The sequence below is a fragment of the Enterobacter sp. Sphag1F genome, from assembly GCF_014193275.1.
GTDB lineage: Bacteria > Pseudomonadota > Gammaproteobacteria > Enterobacterales > Enterobacteriaceae > Pantoea > Pantoea symbiotica.
On the sequence record NZ_JACHZD010000005.1, the window covers coordinates 24,811 to 45,032 of the forward strand.

21 protein-coding genes are annotated in these 20,222 nt (G+C 50.1%); 5 read left to right on the forward strand and 16 right to left on the reverse strand.

Translation table 11 applies throughout. The features are described from left to right. Positions 1–293 precede the first annotated feature (293 nt). Positions 294–716 (forward strand): hydroxyisourate hydrolase, encoded by a 423-nt coding sequence (gene uraH / locus FHW71_RS16250; RefSeq protein WP_008105683.1) that lies wholly within the window; start codon positions 294–296, stop codon positions 714–716. Positions 717–785: 69 nt separating this feature from the next. On the opposite strand, the gene ftrA is transcribed toward uraH, so the two are convergent. After that, positions 786–1,790 (reverse strand): transcriptional regulator FtrA, encoded by a 1,005-nt coding sequence (gene ftrA, locus FHW71_RS16255; protein WP_179452570.1) that lies wholly within the window; start codon positions 1,788–1,790, stop codon positions 786–788. Between the two features lie 116 nt (positions 1,791–1,906). Here ftrA and FHW71_RS16260 point away from each other — a divergent pair, with 116 nt between their 5' ends. Next, positions 1,907–3,391, forward strand: a complete 1,485-nt coding sequence (locus FHW71_RS16260; protein WP_179452569.1) for an MFS transporter — start codon at positions 1,907–1,909, stop codon at positions 3,389–3,391. A gap of 1 nt (position 3,392) precedes the next feature. Here the strand turns inward: FHW71_RS16260 and FHW71_RS16265 are convergent, their stop codons facing one another. After that, the gene (locus FHW71_RS16265; protein ID WP_061719647.1) at positions 3,393–3,953 is read right to left on the reverse strand and encodes a pyridoxamine 5'-phosphate oxidase family protein; all 561 of its coding nucleotides are present in this window, start codon (positions 3,951–3,953) and stop codon (positions 3,393–3,395) included. A gap of 117 nt (positions 3,954–4,070) precedes the next feature. Here FHW71_RS16265 and FHW71_RS16270 point away from each other — a divergent pair, with 117 nt between their 5' ends. Continuing rightward, on the forward strand, positions 4,071–5,468 hold the full coding sequence (locus tag FHW71_RS16270) for a hypothetical protein (RefSeq protein ID WP_179452568.1): 1,398 nt from the start codon (positions 4,071–4,073) through the stop codon (positions 5,466–5,468). Positions 5,469–5,515: 47 nt separating this feature from the next. On the opposite strand, the gene FHW71_RS16275 is transcribed toward FHW71_RS16270, so the two are convergent. From FHW71_RS16275 to FHW71_RS16295, 5 genes are all read right to left on the reverse strand, one after another. Continuing rightward, entirely contained in the window at positions 5,516–6,094 is a 579-nt protein-coding gene (locus FHW71_RS16275) for a TetR/AcrR family transcriptional regulator (protein ID WP_179452567.1), read from the reverse strand. Further along, positions 6,091–6,684 (reverse strand): NAD(P)H-dependent oxidoreductase, encoded by a 594-nt coding sequence (locus FHW71_RS16280; RefSeq protein WP_179452566.1) that lies wholly within the window; start codon positions 6,682–6,684, stop codon positions 6,091–6,093. The genes FHW71_RS16275 and FHW71_RS16280 overlap by 4 nt, the downstream gene beginning before the upstream one ends. 134 nt (positions 6,685–6,818) lie before the next feature. After that, positions 6,819–11,378: an autotransporter outer membrane beta-barrel domain-containing protein gene (locus FHW71_RS16285; RefSeq protein WP_286176284.1), complete on the reverse strand. Its 4,560-nt coding sequence runs from the start codon at positions 11,376–11,378 to the stop codon at positions 6,819–6,821. Positions 11,379–11,680: 302 nt separating this feature from the next. Beyond that, positions 11,681–13,081, reverse strand: a complete 1,401-nt coding sequence (locus FHW71_RS16290) for a YfcC family protein (protein WP_179452565.1) — start codon at positions 13,079–13,081, stop codon at positions 11,681–11,683. Then, positions 13,068–14,210 carry a M20 family metallopeptidase gene (locus tag FHW71_RS16295; protein ID WP_179452564.1) on the reverse strand — a complete coding sequence of 381 codons (1,143 nt, stop codon included), beginning with the start codon at positions 14,208–14,210 and terminating at the stop codon, positions 13,068–13,070. The genes FHW71_RS16290 and FHW71_RS16295 overlap by 14 nt, the downstream gene beginning before the upstream one ends. A 111-nt stretch (positions 14,211–14,321) precedes the next feature. Between FHW71_RS16295 and FHW71_RS16300 the strand changes: the two genes are divergently transcribed. Further along, positions 14,322–15,242, forward strand: a complete 921-nt coding sequence (locus FHW71_RS16300) for a LysR family transcriptional regulator (protein WP_179452563.1) — start codon at positions 14,322–14,324, stop codon at positions 15,240–15,242. Positions 15,243–15,257: 15 nt separating this feature from the next. Here FHW71_RS16300 and FHW71_RS16305 read toward each other — a convergent pair whose 3' ends face one another. From FHW71_RS16305 to FHW71_RS16335, 7 genes are all read right to left on the reverse strand, one after another. Further along, positions 15,258–15,755 carry a surface-adhesin E family protein gene (locus tag FHW71_RS16305; RefSeq protein ID WP_286176287.1) on the reverse strand — a complete coding sequence of 166 codons (498 nt, stop codon included), beginning with the start codon at positions 15,753–15,755 and terminating at the stop codon, positions 15,258–15,260. Then, the gene (locus FHW71_RS16310) at positions 15,752–16,375 is read right to left on the reverse strand and encodes a hypothetical protein (RefSeq protein ID WP_179452562.1); all 624 of its coding nucleotides are present in this window, start codon (positions 16,373–16,375) and stop codon (positions 15,752–15,754) included. Before FHW71_RS16310 ends, FHW71_RS16305 begins: the two co-directional genes overlap by 4 nt. 108 nt (positions 16,376–16,483) lie before the next feature. Further along, entirely contained in the window at positions 16,484–16,669 is a 186-nt protein-coding gene (locus tag FHW71_RS16315; protein WP_179452561.1) for a hypothetical protein, read from the reverse strand. Positions 16,670–16,681: 12 nt separating this feature from the next. Next, entirely contained in the window at positions 16,682–17,158 is a 477-nt protein-coding gene (locus FHW71_RS16320) for a hypothetical protein (RefSeq protein WP_179452560.1), read from the reverse strand. 302 nt (positions 17,159–17,460) lie between these two features. Beyond that, the gene (locus tag FHW71_RS16325) at positions 17,461–17,862 is read right to left on the reverse strand and encodes a VENN motif pre-toxin domain-containing protein (RefSeq protein ID WP_179452594.1); all 402 of its coding nucleotides are present in this window, start codon (positions 17,860–17,862) and stop codon (positions 17,461–17,463) included. 309 nt (positions 17,863–18,171) lie between these two features. After that, positions 18,172–18,429, reverse strand: coding sequence for a hypothetical protein (locus tag FHW71_RS16330; RefSeq protein ID WP_179452559.1), 258 nt, complete (start codon positions 18,427–18,429; stop codon positions 18,172–18,174). Between the two features lie 529 nt (positions 18,430–18,958). Next, positions 18,959–19,489 carry a hypothetical protein gene (locus FHW71_RS16335; RefSeq protein ID WP_179452558.1) on the reverse strand — a complete coding sequence of 177 codons (531 nt, stop codon included), beginning with the start codon at positions 19,487–19,489 and terminating at the stop codon, positions 18,959–18,961. A 24-nt stretch (positions 19,490–19,513) separates the two neighbouring features. Here FHW71_RS16335 and FHW71_RS24030 point away from each other — a divergent pair, with 24 nt between their 5' ends. Next, positions 19,514–19,666: a SymE family type I addiction module toxin gene (locus tag FHW71_RS24030; RefSeq protein WP_353620997.1), complete on the forward strand. Its 153-nt coding sequence runs from the start codon at positions 19,514–19,516 to the stop codon at positions 19,664–19,666. 47 nt (positions 19,667–19,713) lie between these two features. On the opposite strand, the gene FHW71_RS16345 is transcribed toward FHW71_RS24030, so the two are convergent. Both FHW71_RS16345 and FHW71_RS24150 read right to left on the reverse strand, forming a co-directional pair. Then, positions 19,714–20,001 (reverse strand): hypothetical protein, encoded by a 288-nt coding sequence (locus tag FHW71_RS16345; protein WP_179452556.1) that lies wholly within the window; start codon positions 19,999–20,001, stop codon positions 19,714–19,716. A gap of 14 nt (positions 20,002–20,015) precedes the next feature. Then, on the reverse strand, positions 20,016–20,219 hold the full coding sequence (locus tag FHW71_RS24150; RefSeq protein ID WP_179452555.1) for a polymorphic toxin type 50 domain-containing protein: 204 nt from the start codon (positions 20,217–20,219) through the stop codon (positions 20,016–20,018). Positions 20,220–20,222: the final 3 nt, after the last annotated feature.

The following is a 20,222-nucleotide window of genomic DNA, read 5'->3' on the forward strand; positions in this document are numbered from 1 at the left end:
GACCAGTTGCGCATGAATGCGCACCCTACGAAAAACGCGCCTATCTTTTGTAGGGCCGCCATTTATGGTGACCAGTTGCGCATGAATGCGCACCCTACGAAAAACGCGCCTATCTTTTGTAGGGTCGCCATTTATGGTGACCAACTGCGCATGAATGCGCCCCTTTCGATGACGGCACACGCTTGACTCATTGCTTGATCTCAGAAATTTCACATTTAGTCTTATCGATTGTTATTTTGTTGTTGAAGAACCTAGGATTGCAGCACATTCACCTGCTAAAAATGGATATTTTAATGAAAACTCTCTTTACCTCAGCCAGCGCTATCCTGATTGCTACCAGCCTGTCAGCGGGAGCAGCACAACCGGCAGCAGCAAAAAATCCGCTCAGCGTACATGTATTGAACCTGCAGACAGGCTCACCGACAGCGGGTATTGAGGTTGAACTCGATCAGAAACAGAACAATAACTGGGTGAAATTAGCCAGCGGCAAAACCGACAGCAACGGCAGAATCAGTGCGCTGTTCCCGGAAGATAAAACCGCCAGCGCCGGTAGCTATCGCGTGGTGTTCAAAACCGGTGACTATTACAAAATGAACAACCAGAAAACCTTCTTCCCGGAAATTCCGGTGGAGTTCAATATGGAAAGCAACGGTGAGCACTACCATATTCCGCTGCTGTTGAGTCCGTTTGGTTATTCGACTTATCGCGGGAATTAAATTTTAAAACGGTCGCCATGAATGGCGACAGGTTTTCGTAGGGTGCGCATTTATGCGCACCTGGCTGAATTAAAGCGTTATCCCTCTTTCATTAAATGCCTTGCGCCAATGCGTTGGCGTGGTATTCAACCGCTGTCTGAAGTGATGCCGCAAGGTTTCCGGCGATCCAAATCCCGCCTGCTCGGCAACCTGATCAATGCTCAGCTTGCCGCTCTCCAGCAGTGCGCAGGCTTTTTCCAGCCGCACGCTCAACATCCATTCTCCCGGCGTTGTACCGGTGGCGTCATGGAAGCGGCGCAAAAAAGTGCGGCGGCTCATACCGGCTTGCCTGGCGAGCTGATCAATCACCAGCGGCGTATTGAGGTGATTACGTAAATCATCGAGCAGCGGCGAGAGATTTTTTGTCGCCCGTTGCGGCACCGGCTGCTGAATCAGCTGCGCCTGGTTCCCTTCACGCAACGGCGGCGTCACCATGCGGCGCGCGGTGCGGTTTGCCACTTCGATGCCATAATCGCGACGAATCAGATGCAGACACAAATCCACGCCCGCTGCGCCACCCGCTGACGTAATGATGCTGCCCTCATCGACATAAATCATGCCGTGTTCAACCTGCACCTGTGGGAAGCGCTGCGCCAGAATCTCGGTGCTGTTCCAGTGCGCGGTAGCGCGTTTACCATCCAGCAATCCGGCTGCGCCCAATACGAAACTGCCTGCGCAGATCGAAACGATACGTGTGCCGTTGCGGTGTGCTTTTTGTAATGCGGCGATAAGCGCATCCGATGCCGGTTCATGCACGCTGCGCCAGCCGGGAATCACGATGGTGCCCGCCTCTTCCAGCAGCTCAAGTCCGCCGTCGACCACCAATCGCACGCCGCCTTGCGCGCCGAAAACACCCTCTTCTACCGACGCCACGCTCAAATCATATAAAGGCTGGCCGAACTCGTCGTCGATGCGCCCAAAGGCCTCAACCGCCGTGCCGAATTCAAAGGTACACAGACATTCATACGCCAGCAGAACCATGCGACGGTTGAAGGGTGCAGGCGAACGGGCATGTAAAGGAGCAATCATTTGCATTAAAGGTCACCGGAGAAATTGGCACGATCTTGACGATATATGGCATGCCGGCAGATTTCCACTGTCACGCCAATCTTTCATGCTGGCACGCTCTTAACGTATCGCAGGGATTGAGTATGAAGAACATGTTGGCGCTGATGGCGGTTTGTCTGGCCGCATTGATGTCGGGACTGGAGATTTCGAGCGTACCGGTGATTTTGCCGGTGCTGGAAAAGGAGATGCACGCCAGTTTTCGCGAACTGCAGTGGATCATGAACGCCTATACGCTGGCTTGCACTGCGGTGTTAATGGCAACCGGCACGCTGGCAGACACTTATGGACGCAAGCGTATCTTTATCATCAGCATTATCGCCTTCGGCTTGACGTCGGTGATGTGCGGGCTGGCAGGAAATGCGTGGTGGCTGATCGTCGGACGCTTGCTGCAAGGATTAAGCGGTGGCGCGATGTTAACCTGCCTGATCGCCATTTTGTCATTCCAGTTTCCACAGGGAAAAGCGCGTAGTCGAGCGTTCGCCGCGTGGGGCATTACCTTTGGCTTTGGACTGGGATTCGGGCCAATCATCGGCGGCATGCTGGTCGCCTGGTTTAGCTGGCAATGGGTGTTTTTGGTGCACGGCTTTATCGCGTTGCTGACGCTGATCCTCGCGCTGAAAAATGTGGTGGAATCACGTGACTCTGAAGCCAAAAAGCTCGATCTTGGCGGCCTGATCACTTTGTCGATTAGCGTGGTCGGCGCAACCTATCTCATCACACAGGGCAGCAGCCTCGGCTGGAGCAGCCTGGCGGCACAGCTTATTTTGCTGGTTACGCTACTCAGTGCGCTGCTGTTTGTATGGGTTGAGAAGCGCCATCCACACCCGATGTTTGACTTCTCGGTGTTCCGCATTCGCGCCTTTTCCGGGGCGCTGATGGGTTCGATTGGCATGAATTTCAGCTTCTGGCCGCTGATGATTTATCTGCCGGTCTATTATCAGAGCGGCCTTGGCTACAGCAGCATGGCAACCGGTTTGGCGCTGCTGGCTTACACTTTACCGACCTTGCTGATGCCGCCGCTTGGCGAGAAATTGGTGGTGCGCTTTGGCGCAGCGCGCATGATCCCGCTGGGATTATTCACCATTGGCGCGGGCTTTATGCTGATGAAGTTTGCCGCCGCGCAGCAGATGAGTTTACTGCCGGGCGCGCTGCTCTCGGGCATCGCGCTCGGACTGACCAACACGCCGGTCACCAACACCACAACCGGGTCGGTGCCGGGAAATCGCGTTGGCATGGCGTCTGGCATCGATATCAGCGCGCGCCTGATTACGCTTGCCATCAATATCGCGCTAATGGGCAGCTTGCTGGTGGCAGGCATCGCGGCGAGTCTGCAACGCATTATGCCGGGACAAAGTGATGTATATGCGCTGGCCGAGCACATCGCCGGCGGCGGCGAGGTTTCACTTACCCACGATATTGCCGCGCAGGTGCTGACCGACGGTTTTTCCGGCGTGTTGTTGTATGGCGCGGCAGGCGTGTGGGGATTGGCGTTGGCGAGTTATCTGCTGTTCAATGCTAAGACCCAATCTGCCGATCCCGATTTTAAGAATAAAGAGTGTGCGTCTTGAATTACGCATTCACCCATTTGGCGCTGGCGAGCTTGCCTTCGGGGCGATAACGCAACATGGCTCGTTGATTACCTTCTCGGGCGAGCTGACACCAATCAAGCGAATCTGCCTTAAATAGCAGCACGCCAAAACTGGCTTTGCCGTTGTTGGTCGCTTTCGCCTCATTAACAACATCACTGCCCGGCGCAGCAACTGCATAGGTTTGCTGCGTGCGGGACGATAATTTATCCCACGCGTGTTCGGCGATTTCACTGCTTGCGTCGTACATCACAATCGAACCTTGAAGACGTAATTGTAACCGCGTTTGCGGGCAGTAACCCAGCACCGTAGCATGCGGATTGTTGCCGAATTCGCGCCATTTCGGACTGCGGATATCAGTATGGAATTCAAGCACGCGCTCAAGCAGATCAACGCCACGTAACACCACGATTCTGATCTGCGGCAAACCCTGTTCATCCACCGAACCCAGCGTTAAAAAATGAAATCCTGAATCTGTGGTGAGAACGGCGTTCTTCAGTTTCGTCCATGCATTGATATCAATATCCTCTAGTAATTTCTCCATCAATCTTTTCCATCCGCTTGGTTATGGGTACAAAGTCGTTGTAAAATTTTGGCACTTCGCGGCTGACGTAAACTCAAAAGCCTTTAAATAACATTTAATGTCATTGCAGGACGAATCATGACAGCAAAAGGAAGTGAAAATAAGTTTAAATGTATACTTTGTGATGAGAAATCAGGTTCACATGAGCATATTTTCCCCGCCCAATTAGGTGGCAGAAGGACATCAAAGAAAATATACTGTCACACTCACAACGAGAAATTGGGAAAGTACGTTGTTGTTCTTAACAATCAACTTTCACTCTTCAATTCGCTTTTGGGCGTTAGGCCAGATCGAAAGAAAACCACCGTGGAGAGTCTTCAACAAGGTCGAGATGGCGTAAAATACCGCTTCACTGAAGGTAATATAAATATCATTCCTGCTGATGTCACAGATATACCCGACTTTGCATATGGCAAAGCGATCAATGTTTCCTTCTCAAGCCAGGAAGACTGTGATGCCTGGATTATCCGGCAGCAAGCACAAGGCAATGATATTCATATTGTTGACCAGCAAGAACCGATTAATGTGCTTCATGATGCCATTCCATTGAGGCTAAGTTTTGGCGGGCCAGAGTTCATGAAGGCAATCTCCTACATAGGACTCAGCTTTTATGCGCAATATTGCCCAGAATTGATTCATTACACAGATATTTCAGCTTTATCATCCGAGCTATTTGATTTTGAAGGACAACCAGCGCATTGTCAGTGGGATGCACGTGAATTCAAGCAAGTGGTAACAGAAAACGCCTTTGAATTTGGTCATACCTTTTTAATCTGCGTCTCTGCCGACGATCAAACGGTACATGTCTGGATTTCACTATTCTCAACATTTAACTTTTTAGTATCACTAGGAAAGCTAAAATCCCCCATTGTTGATGACCATATTATCCGCATTGATATCGATCCGCTTGCCGAAAAAGCACCGGCGGATTTAATTAAAACGCATTTAAAGGGTGATATAAGTCACATCATTCATTCAGTTGAAAATCTCAGCGTTATGATTAGCAATCAAAGTGCTGCGCAAAGAGTTGCTGCATTTCAACGGCGAATTGAACATTATATTTTGCGTCCAAAAATACGAAATCTGATTAAAAATTACACTCGCGATAGTGCTGTCATTAATCAGTTTATCGAACAGGAAGCTCAAGGAGTGTACAACTTATTGACTCATGCAGACAAAATTTTCTTTGCTGAATTTGAACCAGAACTACTATGCATCCTCTCTGTTAAGAGAAAGAGTGAGGAAAGTTACCTGGTGCGGGATTACACCAGAGAAATGGGATTATCTGAAGAATCGTTTAAATTATTTGTTCAGAGTAAGAACGTTTTGGGTTTAGCGTTAACAGAATACCTTTCTGGCAAAAATACAAACGTTAATAGAATAATAAGCCTTTTGTCCGAAGATGATGGCCTGAAACTTCTCATTCTGCAGGTGATCATGCCTTATTGGCAGAAAAAAAATTTAAACTGGCAATGATGTAATAGCTTCTGAGAGCTCGCACCACAGAATTTTCCCGCTTAAGGTTAAATACGATGGCGCTCCACCAGCGCCAGAATCAGCGCCTGAAGTTCCGCTAATCCTTGCTGCTGGCTGATATCGCCACATACCACCGCATTAGAAATCGCATCGGCAGCGCCTAACATTCCCCACATGCTGGCTTGCGACAGCGTTGCCTCGGCAAACCATCCACGGAATTTTTCAATAAAATCGAGCTGGTATTTGCGCTTCACTTCCGCCAGCTCCGGCGAGCTATCAAGCGCCGACAGCACATCGGGGATTTCACGTCCCTGCGTCAACACGCAATCAACGTAACTCGACGCCACCACGTTAGCCCGCTCAACAAGGCTGGCACCGGCGGCATTCATTGCCGCCTCGATAATCGCGTTCTGGCGCAGGTCGAAATCTTCATACAGCGCCGCGAGCAGACCGTGGCGCGTACCAAAATGATCGTAGACCACCGGTTTACTGACGCCCGCTTCTTCTGCCACGCGCCCTAACGTCAGCGCATCGCTGCCCTGCTCGCGCACCAGATTCCACGCCACGCTAATCAGTTGCTGACGACGTGCCTTATGCGACATGCGCAGGCGAGTGGGTTGATTCATGCCGATTCCTTCACGTTAAAAAGTCGCTGCCCAAGTTGGTGTGCCTGCGTGTAATGCGCGTCGGGATAATTTTCATCGGTTGGCAGCAGCAATTCACTGGTCACCACCGGCGCGCCGCAGTAGCCAAATATCCCTTCGTCGATTTGTCTACGCATGCTGCTGAAATAGCCACGACGCACATAGGTGCGCTGGCTCGCCGCGCCCAGCGCCAGCAAATGCACCTGCAAATGGCCGAGCTTTTTCACCACGGTTTGGCCGTCATCATCGTACGCCCAACCTTGGGTGAAAACGCGATCGATCCAGCCTTTCAGCTGCGCCGGGAACGACCACCAATAAATCGGATAAACCAGCACCAGCGCATCCGCGCGATCCAACCGCTGCTGTTCAGCCACAACGTCGGCAGGCGACGGAGCAACACTTTTGAACTGATCAACATCGGCCTGATTGAAGCGCGGATCAAACTGCTCCGCCGCCAGATCGGCAATTTCATAGCTGTGGCCGCCAGCCGCAATGCCTTGTGCCACCTGAGAAACAAGGTGATGAGTATAGGAGTTGGGATCTGGATGAGCAGTAACAATCAGAGCATGCATAGCGACAATCTCCGTCATGAATAAGCTACTAGTAGTAACTTACCATTGGTAGGTTGTCAATTTTACCGCGCTCGCAACATGTAAAAAAGCCCGCCGTCAACTAAACCGGCGAGCTTGTGAGGGTAACCGTTTTATCAAAACACCCAGCGTACGCCCGCGTTGTAATTCCAGCCTTGCACGCCGTTGCCGTCGATCTCTTTGCGATAATTGGCTTCGGCATACAGCGAGACATTGTTGGTGAAAGCCGCATTGCCGCCAATGCCGGCATCCCACATCTGGCCGAACTTGCCGCTGTTGAAGCTCTCGCTGACGTCGCTGTTGCTGGCACCGACATTCACTTTCGCCGTGCCGCCCCAACCGCGATAGTAGTTAGTGCGCAGATACGGCGTATATTGCCCGCTGCCGCTGTCCTGCCAGGTACGCGCCAGACGCGCGCCGACGCGGCCAATGGTTTGGTCATAATCGTCATAAGAGACTTTGGTTTGATCGTCGTCTGTGAAGTCATCCATCTTCAAATGCAGATGCAGCAGTTGTGCTTGCGGCTCAAGACGAATGCCGTTCGCCAGCTGGAACGGATAACCACTCTCCAGCGATGCGGTCCAGCCTTTGCCTTTCAGCTTCGCCACCTCTTTCTGTCGCGCAATATCGGTGTCGCCACGATGCCAATCGAGTGAAAGCGCGCCATCTAAATAGAAGCCACTTTCGCGCTGCCAGGTGCCGTAAATCGCCAGGCTGTCGCTGTCGAAATCGGTTGAGCTGTAACCATCCGCTGCATTCGGTCGGATGCGTGCATTGCCGCGCGTGTAAGCCAGACCGCCGCGCAGACTATCTTGCTCGCCGTCCAACCGCAGTAAGTTGCCGCCGAACTGCACCGCGCTGTAATCGAGGTCAAAGTCGTAACCGTAATGCGCCGTATCAAGGTTAGTTTTGTACTTCTGGTTGGAGCCGGAATAACGGATGAACATTTCCGCTGATCCTTCTGGATTCTGCCGCAATTCGCCCAGGCGTTGATGCAAATCACCAATGGTTGCCAGGGTGTAATACGCCAATCCGACCGGCGCCGAAATGTACGAAGGAAGCTGTGGAATGACCGCCGGGCGCACCGCGCCGCTGCCTGCTGTCTGCGGCTGGCAAACGGCACCCTCTTCACAAACGTAGTTATTGGCCAGACGATAATCCCAGGTTGTATTGCCATTCTCGGGGGCAAAGCTGTAAAGCCCGTATTGCCACGGCCCTGCGGCGACATAACCCCGTTGCAGCGCAAAGCTATTGGCGCTGGCGCTACCAGCAACCTGCACCAGAGAAACGCCTTCATTGGGGGAGATCACGCCATCTCGATTGCTATCCGCCAGCGTGGCAGCACTCAGCGCATCGTTGATAAAGGTAGTGCCGGTAACGTTGCCGTTAACGCGTAAAGTGTCGCTTTGCGTGCCCTGCGTCCGCAACGCCAGCTTGCCGCCCGCCGACGCCAAATCACCGTTGATGGTCAATGTGTTGCCCGCCGCGCCGTTGGTGAGATCCAACGTACCGGCGTTGTTCACCACCAGCGAATCGTCAGTCTCGCCCGACAACACCGGATTGACCTGATCGCCGACAAACAGCGTTGAGCCGCTATCTACATTGATGGTGCTGTGCGCCAGCTTGAGATTGTCGGTGAGGGTAAATTGCGTGTTATAGAAGTTGATGGTACTCCAGCCCGCGCCGAGGTTGACGCCGCGCGCCAGATCATCGTTGCTGAACGACCCCCCGCGCGCGTTGATTTCGCTAAAGTTCAGCGTGCTGCCACTGCCGCCTGCGGTGGTGATGTGACGCGTGTTTGCCAGGCTGACGTTAGCAATCGTCGCCACATTGTTGCTGCCGGTTCCCATCGTCACGCTGCCGTCAATGGTTCCGCCGGTGAGTTCAACCACGTCGGTGCCGTTGCCGGTGTTCACATCGCCCTTCACGTTGCCATCGACCAGCGCAATTTGGTCATTGGTAGCGCCACCCGCAACCACGACCGTTTCCGGGTAAGGCGCGGTGACGTTGCCTTCGTTGATAAATACCGAGTTGCCGCCACGCAGATCGATAATTGGCGAAACCAGGCTGAGCGAAACGATGGTGCCACGGTTGATCACCTCGCTGGCGGTGCTGGTGACAATCGCCGAGCCGCCATCAGAACTGTTAACGATGATATTACCGTTGGCGATCACCCGCCCGGAGGTGTTGGCGCGCACGCCAGTTGCCGGGCCATAGACAAAGAAGCTGTAACCTTGTGGGATGATCAAATCGTTGCTGGTGGTAGAACCATCTTCTTTGCTGAACACGTAGCCCGTCGCGCCTGCACCGCTCACCGTACCCAGCATATAACCGTTGGGATCAAATGAAGTCGCGGAACGAATTAACGTGCCGCCATCGGTGTTCATCCCGACATCTTGCAGGGAAATATTGCTGGTTTCCGCGCGGTTATTCAGCACAGTGCCGCCGCCAGAATTGTAGAGTCCGATGTTGCTGGCGGTTAACGACGCTGCGCCTTTATCCAGCAAAATGGTGTCTGCACCTGTATTGGCGTTGATGGTGCTGTAGTAAAAATTCGGCCCGGCGGTATCACCATTAATCGTTAGCCCGCCGTTATTGCCTACGCGCACTGCGGCGATGCCGCCCGCACTCAATCCGCTGTGATCGGTCCAGTAAACGGTCTTACCTTCAGCGGTATCCAGCGCGACGCCCGAGGCTATGTTGGTGCTGGATCCATCGAAGATATTTCCGCCGCCGCGAATACGCACACCGATGCTGTTTGGCCCGGTGAGATTGATGGTGCCACGCGGCGTTGATTCATAGATCACACCATCGCTGATATCAAAGGCCGTAGCGTTGGCTCCGTTGCCGGTAATCGGCGCCACGTTGGCGAAGAATCCGCCTTGCCCGGTGCCCGCAATGGTATTGTTGCCGTTCAGCTCAATCGGGTTGGTGATGGTCACGTCTGCACCCTCCGAGCTCTGAACCGCAATCGCCCCTTCGCCGTTAACGTGATAGCTGTCGGTGCCGTACAAGGTGGTACCGTAAAGTCGTGAACCGGCACCTGACGCGACTATGCCGCGTGTGTTGGCACCGCTCAACGTCACATCAGCAGCCACCACCGGATTGAAGATCACGCCGTCATTCAGCCGATACAGTGCCGAACCTGGCGTGGCGACATCATAACTGCCGCCGTTGCTATCGATGTGCGCATAGTTGGTGGCTTGATAACCGGTTTGATTCGGCGCGTAGAAATGCAGTGAACTGGCATCGCTGATGGTTAATCTGGCGTCATCCCGCACATCAACGCCAACCGCGTTTTCGCCATACAGATTGATTGTGCCGTTTTGGGCAAAATTGGCCTGGCTGCCCGAAACTGCAACGCCCGTCGCGCCTTTGCCTTTGACATTGATGGTGCCGTTATTCTCACCGCTGGCATCCTCGAGCCGGATACCGATGCTGTTTATCGCGGTATTGATCACGCCATTGTTGATGAAGCGGCTGCCACCGTTGGCATACACGCCGGTGCCGCCCGCGCCAACCGTCGAGGCATCAACGCCGCTGCCATCGGCATTATTGAAAAAACCGCTGTTGATGACGCCGTTGTTAATGCCGCTGCTACCGTTCAGCAATTCCAGTGCGTTGCTGCCAACGCTGGCCAGCTTGCCGTCAATCACCGCCGTCGCGCCGTTGCTGGCACGCATCGCCGCGCTGCTGGCATTTACCACTTCCAGAATGCCGCTGCTGCCAATGGTTGCCCTGGCGTTGGGGCCATCGGCGCTTAACACAATGCGCTCGCCAATCGGCTGCGTCACTTCGTCGTAGTATTCGTCGGCATCGATCACATAGGCGATGACATCGCTACGCAAGGAGAGTGCTTTATTAAACTCGCTACTGTAGCTGTCGGCGGCCAGATTGCCGTTTTGCAATTGCTCAATCAGCCAATTGTTGTAGCTCTGCAAACTGCTGACGTTGGACACGTTGAATGAAGTGGTGGCGTTATCCAGCGTGGTGACGCTAAACGCGCCGCGCCACGAGACCACATTGTCGAACCATTGCCCCAGTTGATAGGTATAGGGCGTGTAGGAACCAAAAAAGGAGATGCGATTAGCGGAGTTCCAGTTCATGGTGCCGTTGCCGCTGGCGGTAAACAATTCGCTCTGTTTCGCCGCCATCGACCAACCGTTGGTGCTGGCGGTGGTGGCTGCGCCCTTCTGCCCGATATCAACATTGATGGTGCCATTGCTGACCTGCGCCACGCGCGCGTTGATATATTGCCCATTATTAACGTTATAAAAATTCGGCAAGGTATTGGTTTCAATGGCGCTAATCGCGGCGGAGTTATATACCTGCACGCTATTATTGCCGCTGCCAGTTGCGTCCGGCACGTTAATCACATAATTCTGCGCGCCCAGATCGACGCGACCTGAATCTTGCCAGGAATACGAAATAATTCTGCCGCTGCTGAGCAATTGTCCGATGGATATGGTGCCACCGCCGTCCTGACCGGGCGCAAACCGCTGATTACCACTTAATGTTTGAGTCGAGCCATTACAAATACAAAACACCCCGGCGCGATTGTCATTTAATTCCGGCGTAAAAGGCTGAAGCGTCGCCGCCCAAACTGGCGAAGCCGGATTAAACACACCGTAAGCGGTAATAAGGCTAATAAACAGCGGATGCAATCGAAACATCATCGTTCACTCCAGAGAAGCGTGCAACGCTGCCGCGATGCGTAAAGACATCGCCAGCAATGGGTTTGGCTACTATTAATTTGTGTAATTGAACGTAAGGAAACTCTGCGACGCGGCAATAACATCACTTTACGCGAGACAGTTCCAGCGCGACTTAAGCCAAATAGCGATGATTAGGTAACTTTAAGAAAAGGCCGGGGATTGAATACAATTAATCGTGGGACTGAAATAGCGGAAAGGATGTTGATCCTGTTAACAACAATATAAAAATAAGAAGCCACCATTAAGTGGCTTCTTACGATTTATTAGAATGGTCCCCAGTTGATCGCCACACCAATTAATAAGGTGACAACACAAATGGCAAACCAAATCGCCACTACCGGCGCAACGAATTTAATCCATTTGCCGAAAGAGATATTGGCGGTGGCCAAAGCTGCCATTAACACGCCAGACGTTGGGCTGATGGAGTTGACGATACCTTCACCCAGCAACACCGTTTGCACCGTCACCTGACGGGTTAAACCGAGGTTATCGCCGAGCGGCGAGAAGATCGGGATCAGCAAAGCGGATTCACCGGAACCGGATGAAATACCGAAATGCATCAACGCCGCGCTGATAAACATGCCCACCGCCGCAATGGCGGGATGAACCGGTGCCAGTAAATCAGACAGGAAGCCAACAATCGGATCAAGAATATTGCCCTGTTGCAGCACCACGGAAATCGCGCCAGCCATACCGACAATGAAGCCGCCTTTTACCAATTGCGAGCAACCCGTAAGGAAGGTGTTGGCAATGGCAGAACCCGACATGCGACCAATCATGCCGACCATAATCGACAGAATAATAAACATCGCCGACATTTCATTGGTGGCCCAATGAAATTGCACCGTACCAATCATAAATACAATCAGCGTTGCAGCGCAGGTGATCAGAATCAGTTTATGCCGACCGGTTATCGCCAGTGAATCGTCATTCTGCGCAGTTTGTTCTATTCGCACTTCACCATTATTGCGCGCGCGTTTCACCGAGATAATCAAATAGGTCATCACCGTTAACACGAACAATAAACAGGTAATGCCGCGCAACAACATGCCAGAGAACAGCGGTAACTGCGCCAGATGTTGGGTTAATCCAGTGGTGGCTGGACCTAATACCGCAACGTTAAAACCGGCGGCACAGGTTAAATACACCAGCGCCATACCAATCATTGGCGATAAACCCAACGAACGCGCCACCAGTAAACCAATCGGCACAAACGCTACTACTGAGTTCTGCACCACGCCTGTCGTTCCGAGAATGGCGAATATCACACCAAAAATAATGATAATACGCGTATCGCTAATTTTGGTACTGCGCGACAGAGAATTAAGCGCCGTAGCAATAGCACCGGTCGATTCGATCACCGCTAATAACCCGCCGGTAAACAGAATCAGGAAAATGATCGGCGCGGCTTTGATCATCCCTTGTACAATCGCCATAAAAATTTCGCCGGGATATACGCCCGAACGCGAGACTTCATGCAAACTTCCCTTGATGGCGAAAGTAATGCCATTACGGGTTTCATGATCAAACTTGCCCGCCGGAATAATCCAGGTCGCCACTGCCGCCAGCACCAAAATAATAAACAGCAGCAGATAAGGACTTTGCTCGGTTTTTGCTGCTGGCGGTTGGCGCAGCGTATTTTTCTCCACATTAACCTGAGACATGCGCATCACCTCCGAGGATCAAACCCGCCACCAGCGCCGCGCGCGGAGCAATATCGGCAATAATGATATGTTCATGGCGTGCATGAATACCTGCGCCGGTTGCACCCAAACCATCCAACGTTGGAATGCCCAACGCAGCAGTGAAATTGCCGTCGCTGCCACCGCCAACCGCCTTGCCCTCCACGGTAAAGCCTAACTGTTCGGCAACTTGCTGCGCACGCTCCATCAACACCAACGATTCCGGTGTTTGACGCATTGGCGGACGTGATTGTGCGCCGCTAATATCCAGCATGATGCCAGCTAAATGTGGCGTGATCTGGCTGATTTCGGCGTGAATGCGCTCGGCTTCTGCTTCGCTGGTAACGCGCGTATCAATGCCTAACACCGCTTTATCCGCCACCACATTGATGCGGTTGCCGCCACGCGCGATTCCCACATTGACGGTGGTGCCGCGCTCCGGCGCATTTAAGCTGTGCAAGAACATGATCTGATGCGCCATTTCTTGTACCGCGCTGATGCCCTCTTCAGGGTTGTTCCCGGCGTGCGCTGCTAATCCGTTAATGGTGATTTCATATTGTCCGGTACCTTTACGCGCTGTTTTCAGTGCGCCCGATCCCGCCACCGCAGGCTCAACCACCAGCACTTGCGCCGACCCTAAGGCGTGCTGCGATAACCAGGCGCTGGAGCTTGGGCTACCCACTTCCTCATCGCTGCCGCAGAGAAACACGATGCGTTTGCCCGCCAGTAAATCGTGCTGTTGCAACGCGCGTACCGCCCAGATGGCTTGCACCAGACCGGCCTTCATATCCAGCACGCCAGGACCGTAAAGCTTGCCCTCTTCTTCACGCATTACCAACTCGCCTTCATCCCAGACGGTATCGAAATGTCCGAGTAACACGGTTTGCTCGTCACCCGTTCCCAGCGTGAATTTCATGTGATTGCCGAAGTGCGGCTGCTCATCAATCTCTGCTGTCACGCCCAAACGTTTGGCAAACAGCGCTTGTAAGACCTCGCCACAACGATCCACGGCGGCTTTGTTCATTGATGGAGATTCCGCTGCGACCAATTCCTTGATATCCAGAAGAATTTCATCGGCATATTGTTGCAGGTAATTTTTTATAGTTTTCATTTGTACTGCCCTCGCATAGTGAATCTTCGAGTATGGAGATAAAAATGCGCTTAAAAAATGGAGATAAAAGGCTATTATTGTTGACCTCAGATCAACAGATAGGAAAAACCTATGGCGATGCTGCTCTATCCAGAAAAATCCATAAGGTATCTGTATGAAGTGGGCAATTACGGCGGTATTCGTCGGGCGGCGGAAGCCTTGGATGTTGATCCCGCCGCCATCAGCCGTCAGTTATCGCAACTGGCGCGGGAGATGCAGTTGCCGCTGCTGGAGCGACGTGGACGGAATGTGGTGCTGACCGAAGCTGGAAAGTTGCTGGCTGAAGATTATGCGCACACCCATCAGCGCCGCAGCCAGTTGGATCGTCAGTTAAAAGATCTGCGCCATAAGCGCGGTGGCTCGATCAAATTACGCGTCGGTCAGGGCATGGTGGATGAAGTCGTCAGGCATGTATTGCAGCCGTTTTCGCGAACTTATCCCGACGTGTTTATCGATATCCTGTCGGGCGATATGCAAACCACCGTGTCGCTGATTGCCAAAGGCGACGTTGATATGGCGGTGGGTTTTGGCCCGATTGGCCCTCCCGGCCTGAAGTGTTTGAGTTTTCACCGCGGACCAATCTGTGCGGTGGTGCACAGCCAACATCCCATCGCGGATTTCCCGCAAATTGAAGTGGCCGAACTGGTTAATTATTCGTTGATTGGTATGGACAAAAATTTTGGCATTCAAAGTTATATGAATGCCATGTTCAGTCAGGAAGGATTTATATTCAGCCCGGCTTATAGCTGTAATCTATTTTCCAGCGCCATCGCCTTGAGCCAGGCCGGAATGGGCATCGCGTTTATGACCGCCAAAGTGGTTGAAGACGACCTCATTGCTAAGAACTTAGTCACCGTGCCGATTCAGCATCGCATCGCTCGTGAAAGCCAATGCCACTTATTACGCAGCGCCGATCATCGCTTCACGCCCGCAGCGCAACATTTGTGGCAATTGCTGGTGGCGTTTTTTGAAGGTACGGCGGGAGCGGTTTAATCGCTGCTTATTTGATTACAAATCTAATAATGGCTTGCGGCTCTCTTTTGCGGGTTCCGGTTTGAGTTTCTCAACTGGAATTCGGCACATCATCCCAGCAGTTATGCCTATAAGAGAGTTATCCGGGAATGATTCCCACTGTCCTATTTCGACACTCGCATGAACAAGTTCACCTTCGGCAAAAGGTTTGGAAAAGAAAGATCTTCCCATCACGGCACGCTGATTTTTATCACAGTTAATAACATATATTGCCCGTGAACTGGCAATATACAACGGTGGGTTATCAATGATCTTCGTCTGCTGCGCATAGTTATTGATGAAATAATACCGCCGTAAATGACTATTACCTTGATAAGTTGAAATCACTCGGAAATCGATATAGGAGGTGATTTTGTCATCCTGAAGAATTTTCACAAAACCCGGTGGTGCCTTCTCAGGTGTTTGCGGCTGGGGTTTATTATTCATGGCACAACCCGTGAGCATCAATAATGCTAATCCTGTCAGCTTTTTCATTTTACTGCCCCGCTGGTTAAATCAGGGCGTAATGACTTAAGCATGTCAGGCGTGACATTGCCCTGAACTGAACAGAGCAATAATGTTTCTTCATTGCTTTGGCTAAGCATCAACAGTTTTTCAGTGCTACCTTTTTCTGGCGCAATGCCGGACACTGCCTGGTTATTTATTTCCCATGCACTGTTTTTATCCGCCTTGATCATCGCTTGAGCAACGTAATCATCGCCAGCCTTATTCCAGCTTAGCTGGTTAAGCGCGGACATCACCGCTTCAGGTGATTCTTTGATAATCAATCCCCAGTAATAATATTTACCGTAGTTCATTTCACTTAAGTCGCTGGTTTGCAGATGATAGCCAGTCAGCGTTAGTTTTAACTCTTGCAGAGGCTGAGCGAACCAGACTTTGCCATTTCCTTCTGGCGGTGTTTTGAACCAGGCATGATGTTGCTGATCGAGTGTTAATGGAGCCACACGGCTAATTGAAGTACGCTGATGATAAATTTCACTGAAGAACGAAGCGTCGCAGCGCGTTAGACTTTGCGTCAATGTGTTGGCTTGAGCAGATGTCGTTATACCTGTCATTCCCAGAATCAAACCAAAAGTGCAGATAATATTACGCATTGAATATCCTTATAATAAAAAACATCTTTTTTATCGGCATGCTGAGATGAAACTTTAGGTTTTTTATCATTGACCGAAATTTCGCCAGGCGAGTGCGTGTTGCTTAGATTAAGCTAACAGAAAAGCCTCCATTTCTTGCCACACATCTTCATTTTTATCTGATGCAGGGACTAACGATTCAATTAATCCAGTTGCCGTCGCGATGGATAGCGCTTCGATGTCGGATGCCATTCCTTTTTCAATATGTTGGGTTTGCCTAATCTCGCTGTGAATACGGTTGCTGAAGCCAGGCATAAAACCCACTGTTTAGCTCAAAAGATCAATAAATGAAATATTATAATCAGACGACTCGAAAGGGTTAAGGTTCGTAAACAGCAACTCATCACCTGCATTAATTAAGAAAATATCAGGATTGTTACTGAATGATAATTTCATTCCAACTATAGCATTGTCATCCTGTGAAAGAATAGAGTGAAAATTATTAGGGCTTAGCCCAATATAACGTGAATAAGGCTCTGCACCCGAAATATCCATAACTATTTCCTTTCCATACTCGCCTAAGTCTCGATTAATTAACCAAGCACGCTCTAAAGCAAGAGTGGTTCCATCCCTACCGCATGAAAATTGATATTCCTCATTGCTGCCTGAGAATTTTATTTGCAATCTTTGAGGAGCATCTAAATCAGGGCTATCAAGGAAATAGATAAGACCATATATAGCCTCTATCTCTTTATCAAAGAATTTTTTGGCCCATATTTTCATGTTTTCCAATGAGCTGTTCACCTTGCATCTCCTTTTAAAGAATTTATCACTTAGGTGTTTTCATTTACACCGTCGTTAAGAATTGTGACAAAGCTTCCATCAGGTTTTGTCACCACTGCGTCATTTCTTTTTATCCTGAAAAACACATCTCTACGGCTTGCCCCAGATCCTATACTTTGGCCAGCGAACCTTTCAGGAATTACTTCGTCTGGATTTTCCCTATATCATTGATTAATTCTACAACCGGACCCGACGCCACAGCCACTTGGGAGGCGTCAGTTCAGAGGCCTTCGAAAAGGTCTCGTCGTGAGGACAGGGAATGTCTACAGGTTTTGGGGTTCAGTGCAGGCAAGGCCCCCTGCTAAGCCTGCTGCCAACTGGCTCAACGCACTCACTGTCTGCTTCTGGCTTTCTGTAAGGTCACTGGCCTTAACGCCAGGATACATTACCGACACTATCGCCCGGGCTATCAGCTCACCGCCTGCGGCTCCAGCAGCACCGGCCGCAGCATCTCCACCGCTAATCTCTGCCAGAATCGCACCTGCCACGGCGTGAGCCATGGTGTTTGCTACCAGATTAGTCTTTTCTGTGCCGTCAGCGTTGTATGATGTGGTGGCTTTCTTTATAGCATTAGCAATATATGATGCCATCGCGCCGCTGGCTGCCGCGCCCATGTTGTTAGCACTTAAGCCGCCAAGCGCACCCGCGACTGCACTGGCCACCATCGAATAAGAATTTTCCAAACAATCTTGACGGGCGCTTTGGTAAAGAACCAAACGCCAAATTTGTCTAAATCCGGCACATACTGACTGGATATTTACACTCAAGTAGGTGATTTTTGCTAATTCTGTCTAATGAATTTTCAGTTATACAAGGATCGGATCCTTAAAGAATCGCATATTGCTTAGGTTAACTCCTTGAAGTAACAACGCCCATTTACATGATTTTTTAATCATTTATGACGCATGATAATTCCTTTGAAGAACATCAGAGCACCAAGGCTAAACGATTTTTACGACGTCCATATCTTATACTTAGAGAATATTATTAATCCATTTTAAATCATCATATAACTCAGATCTGATTTTATCGAACTCTTCATTTTCATCGATGCTGATCTTTCCATTTATATAAATCAATAAATCATTTAGCGACCCCATTCCACCATATAAATTCAAAAAATCTGAACGGACTCGTTCGGAGGAGTATTCGAAATCATTAGCAAGACTTCTAATGCTTGCCGACCAATCATTATAGCCACCTAATTGCAGCAGTGCGTCCATACGATTCATTTTTTCTATTATCCTGGACTTATCTTCAGACGTCATTTTAGTGGATTTATCTCTATGATTTCGGTGCCTGTTATAGACCACGGCTTAGGTACGACAATTTGCCGAGTTCCACCCACGTAAAATCCATTTTGTGTACCAACTTCACCTAGATATACCTTAGTGCCAGCAGGAATTTTTATCGCAATTGATGAATCAATTGGGGAGGTAGCCCCCCAGGCCACTGAGGTAACACTGCTTTATCAATTCGTGTCTGCAGTACTCCCTGAGGTGATTCGAACTGAAAAACTGCCCATAGGGTTTATCTGCTACTCCCGCACGATACAGGATGGTATCCTTTTGTAACACAATTTCTTTATATTTGCCGCCGCTAAAGATCTCAGATAAGTCATTTGATAGAGGACCCGGTTTTACGGTTGAGTATTCACCTAAAATTTTAACTGGGAAATCAAGATTTAGCGATTTCCCAGCATTAATAGCCAGCTTTCCCGCTACGGTTGTAACAACTTTATCAGTTATTCCAGCCGCCAATTTAGTCGAACCCAAACCGCCCGTTAGCAGGCCGACTATGTCTGAAACAAGTTTTCCTCCCTTTAAATGAGCCACTTGTTCCGGCTTTTTGATACTCGGCTTCCATTAGATTAATACGGTCAATATAGGACTGTTTAACGACTTCTGAAACATCGCCCAGTACATCACCGTTGTTAAAAAGAGTTTTCAGTGCTTCGTAGGTTTCAATCGGGCTGCTCGCGGTTTTCACTATACCGTCAATAGTGTCGTATAAACTCACTGGGACACCGGCTATCATTCCAGCAGCAAAGCTTCCATCCTGACCTAAACTAATAGCAGTCCATTTTACTCCAACCTGAACAAGGCAAATTTGGCCCTGGCACTCTTCAAGTTTGAGTCTTTTGTTTGTCGCTAAGATGGTTATTCTCAACAACAACTTTATCCGGTGCAGAGTTAACCGACGTACAACCTTTTTTCCCTGTGCTTTCCGTGGGTTAGAGGTGGTTTTTCCTGACGCGTTTTCAGTACCGTAACTTTTTGACCCGACGCGCATTTTAACAACACCGTTCTGTCTGTCATTACCGGGTTTACAGCGAGGAAGTTTACGCCGTCACCATCCATCACCCTTAAGGGGCACTGGATGGGAGATCTGGGGTTTGAGACCGGGCAGAAGATCGAGGTGATCACAAAGCCGGGGCAACTGATCATCCGGCTGGCGACTGAAGGGTAACTGACTGATAAAAAAATAATCCCGGCACGGTGGCCGGGATTACTTTTTTATTCTTTTCTAAGATAAAGTAAAAAGCCGCTGGATTTTATTGGCTCAGGATAATCCAGCCTTGTGACAACTGTATGAACAACTGAACTATCATCAAGATCAGCAATAATTTCGGTTTGTACTATAGAAGCATTTTCTTCATCATCTTCACTAATTATTCCATCATAAAAAAATTTTAAAGTAATGCTATCACCTTCCAATAATGCCGATATTGCTCTGATATTTTTAGTTATATTTCCAAGTAAAGCCCTTTGAATAGATAACTTAAAATAATCATTACTTTTCATATACTAACCCTTCATTACTTTTCTGCTGGTCTTGCTGGAAAAATATGAACACCATTCTTTCCATAATGGACTATTTCATTAGTCTTTGGAGCCGACACACCTGTCTGTGGATCGATATAATTACCAATATTCTGCCCATAATTAATTCTTTCCTTTGAACCCGGACTCCCTACAGGGAGATTGCTAACTTGCTGCCCTATTCCTAACTTTGGAAGCAATGA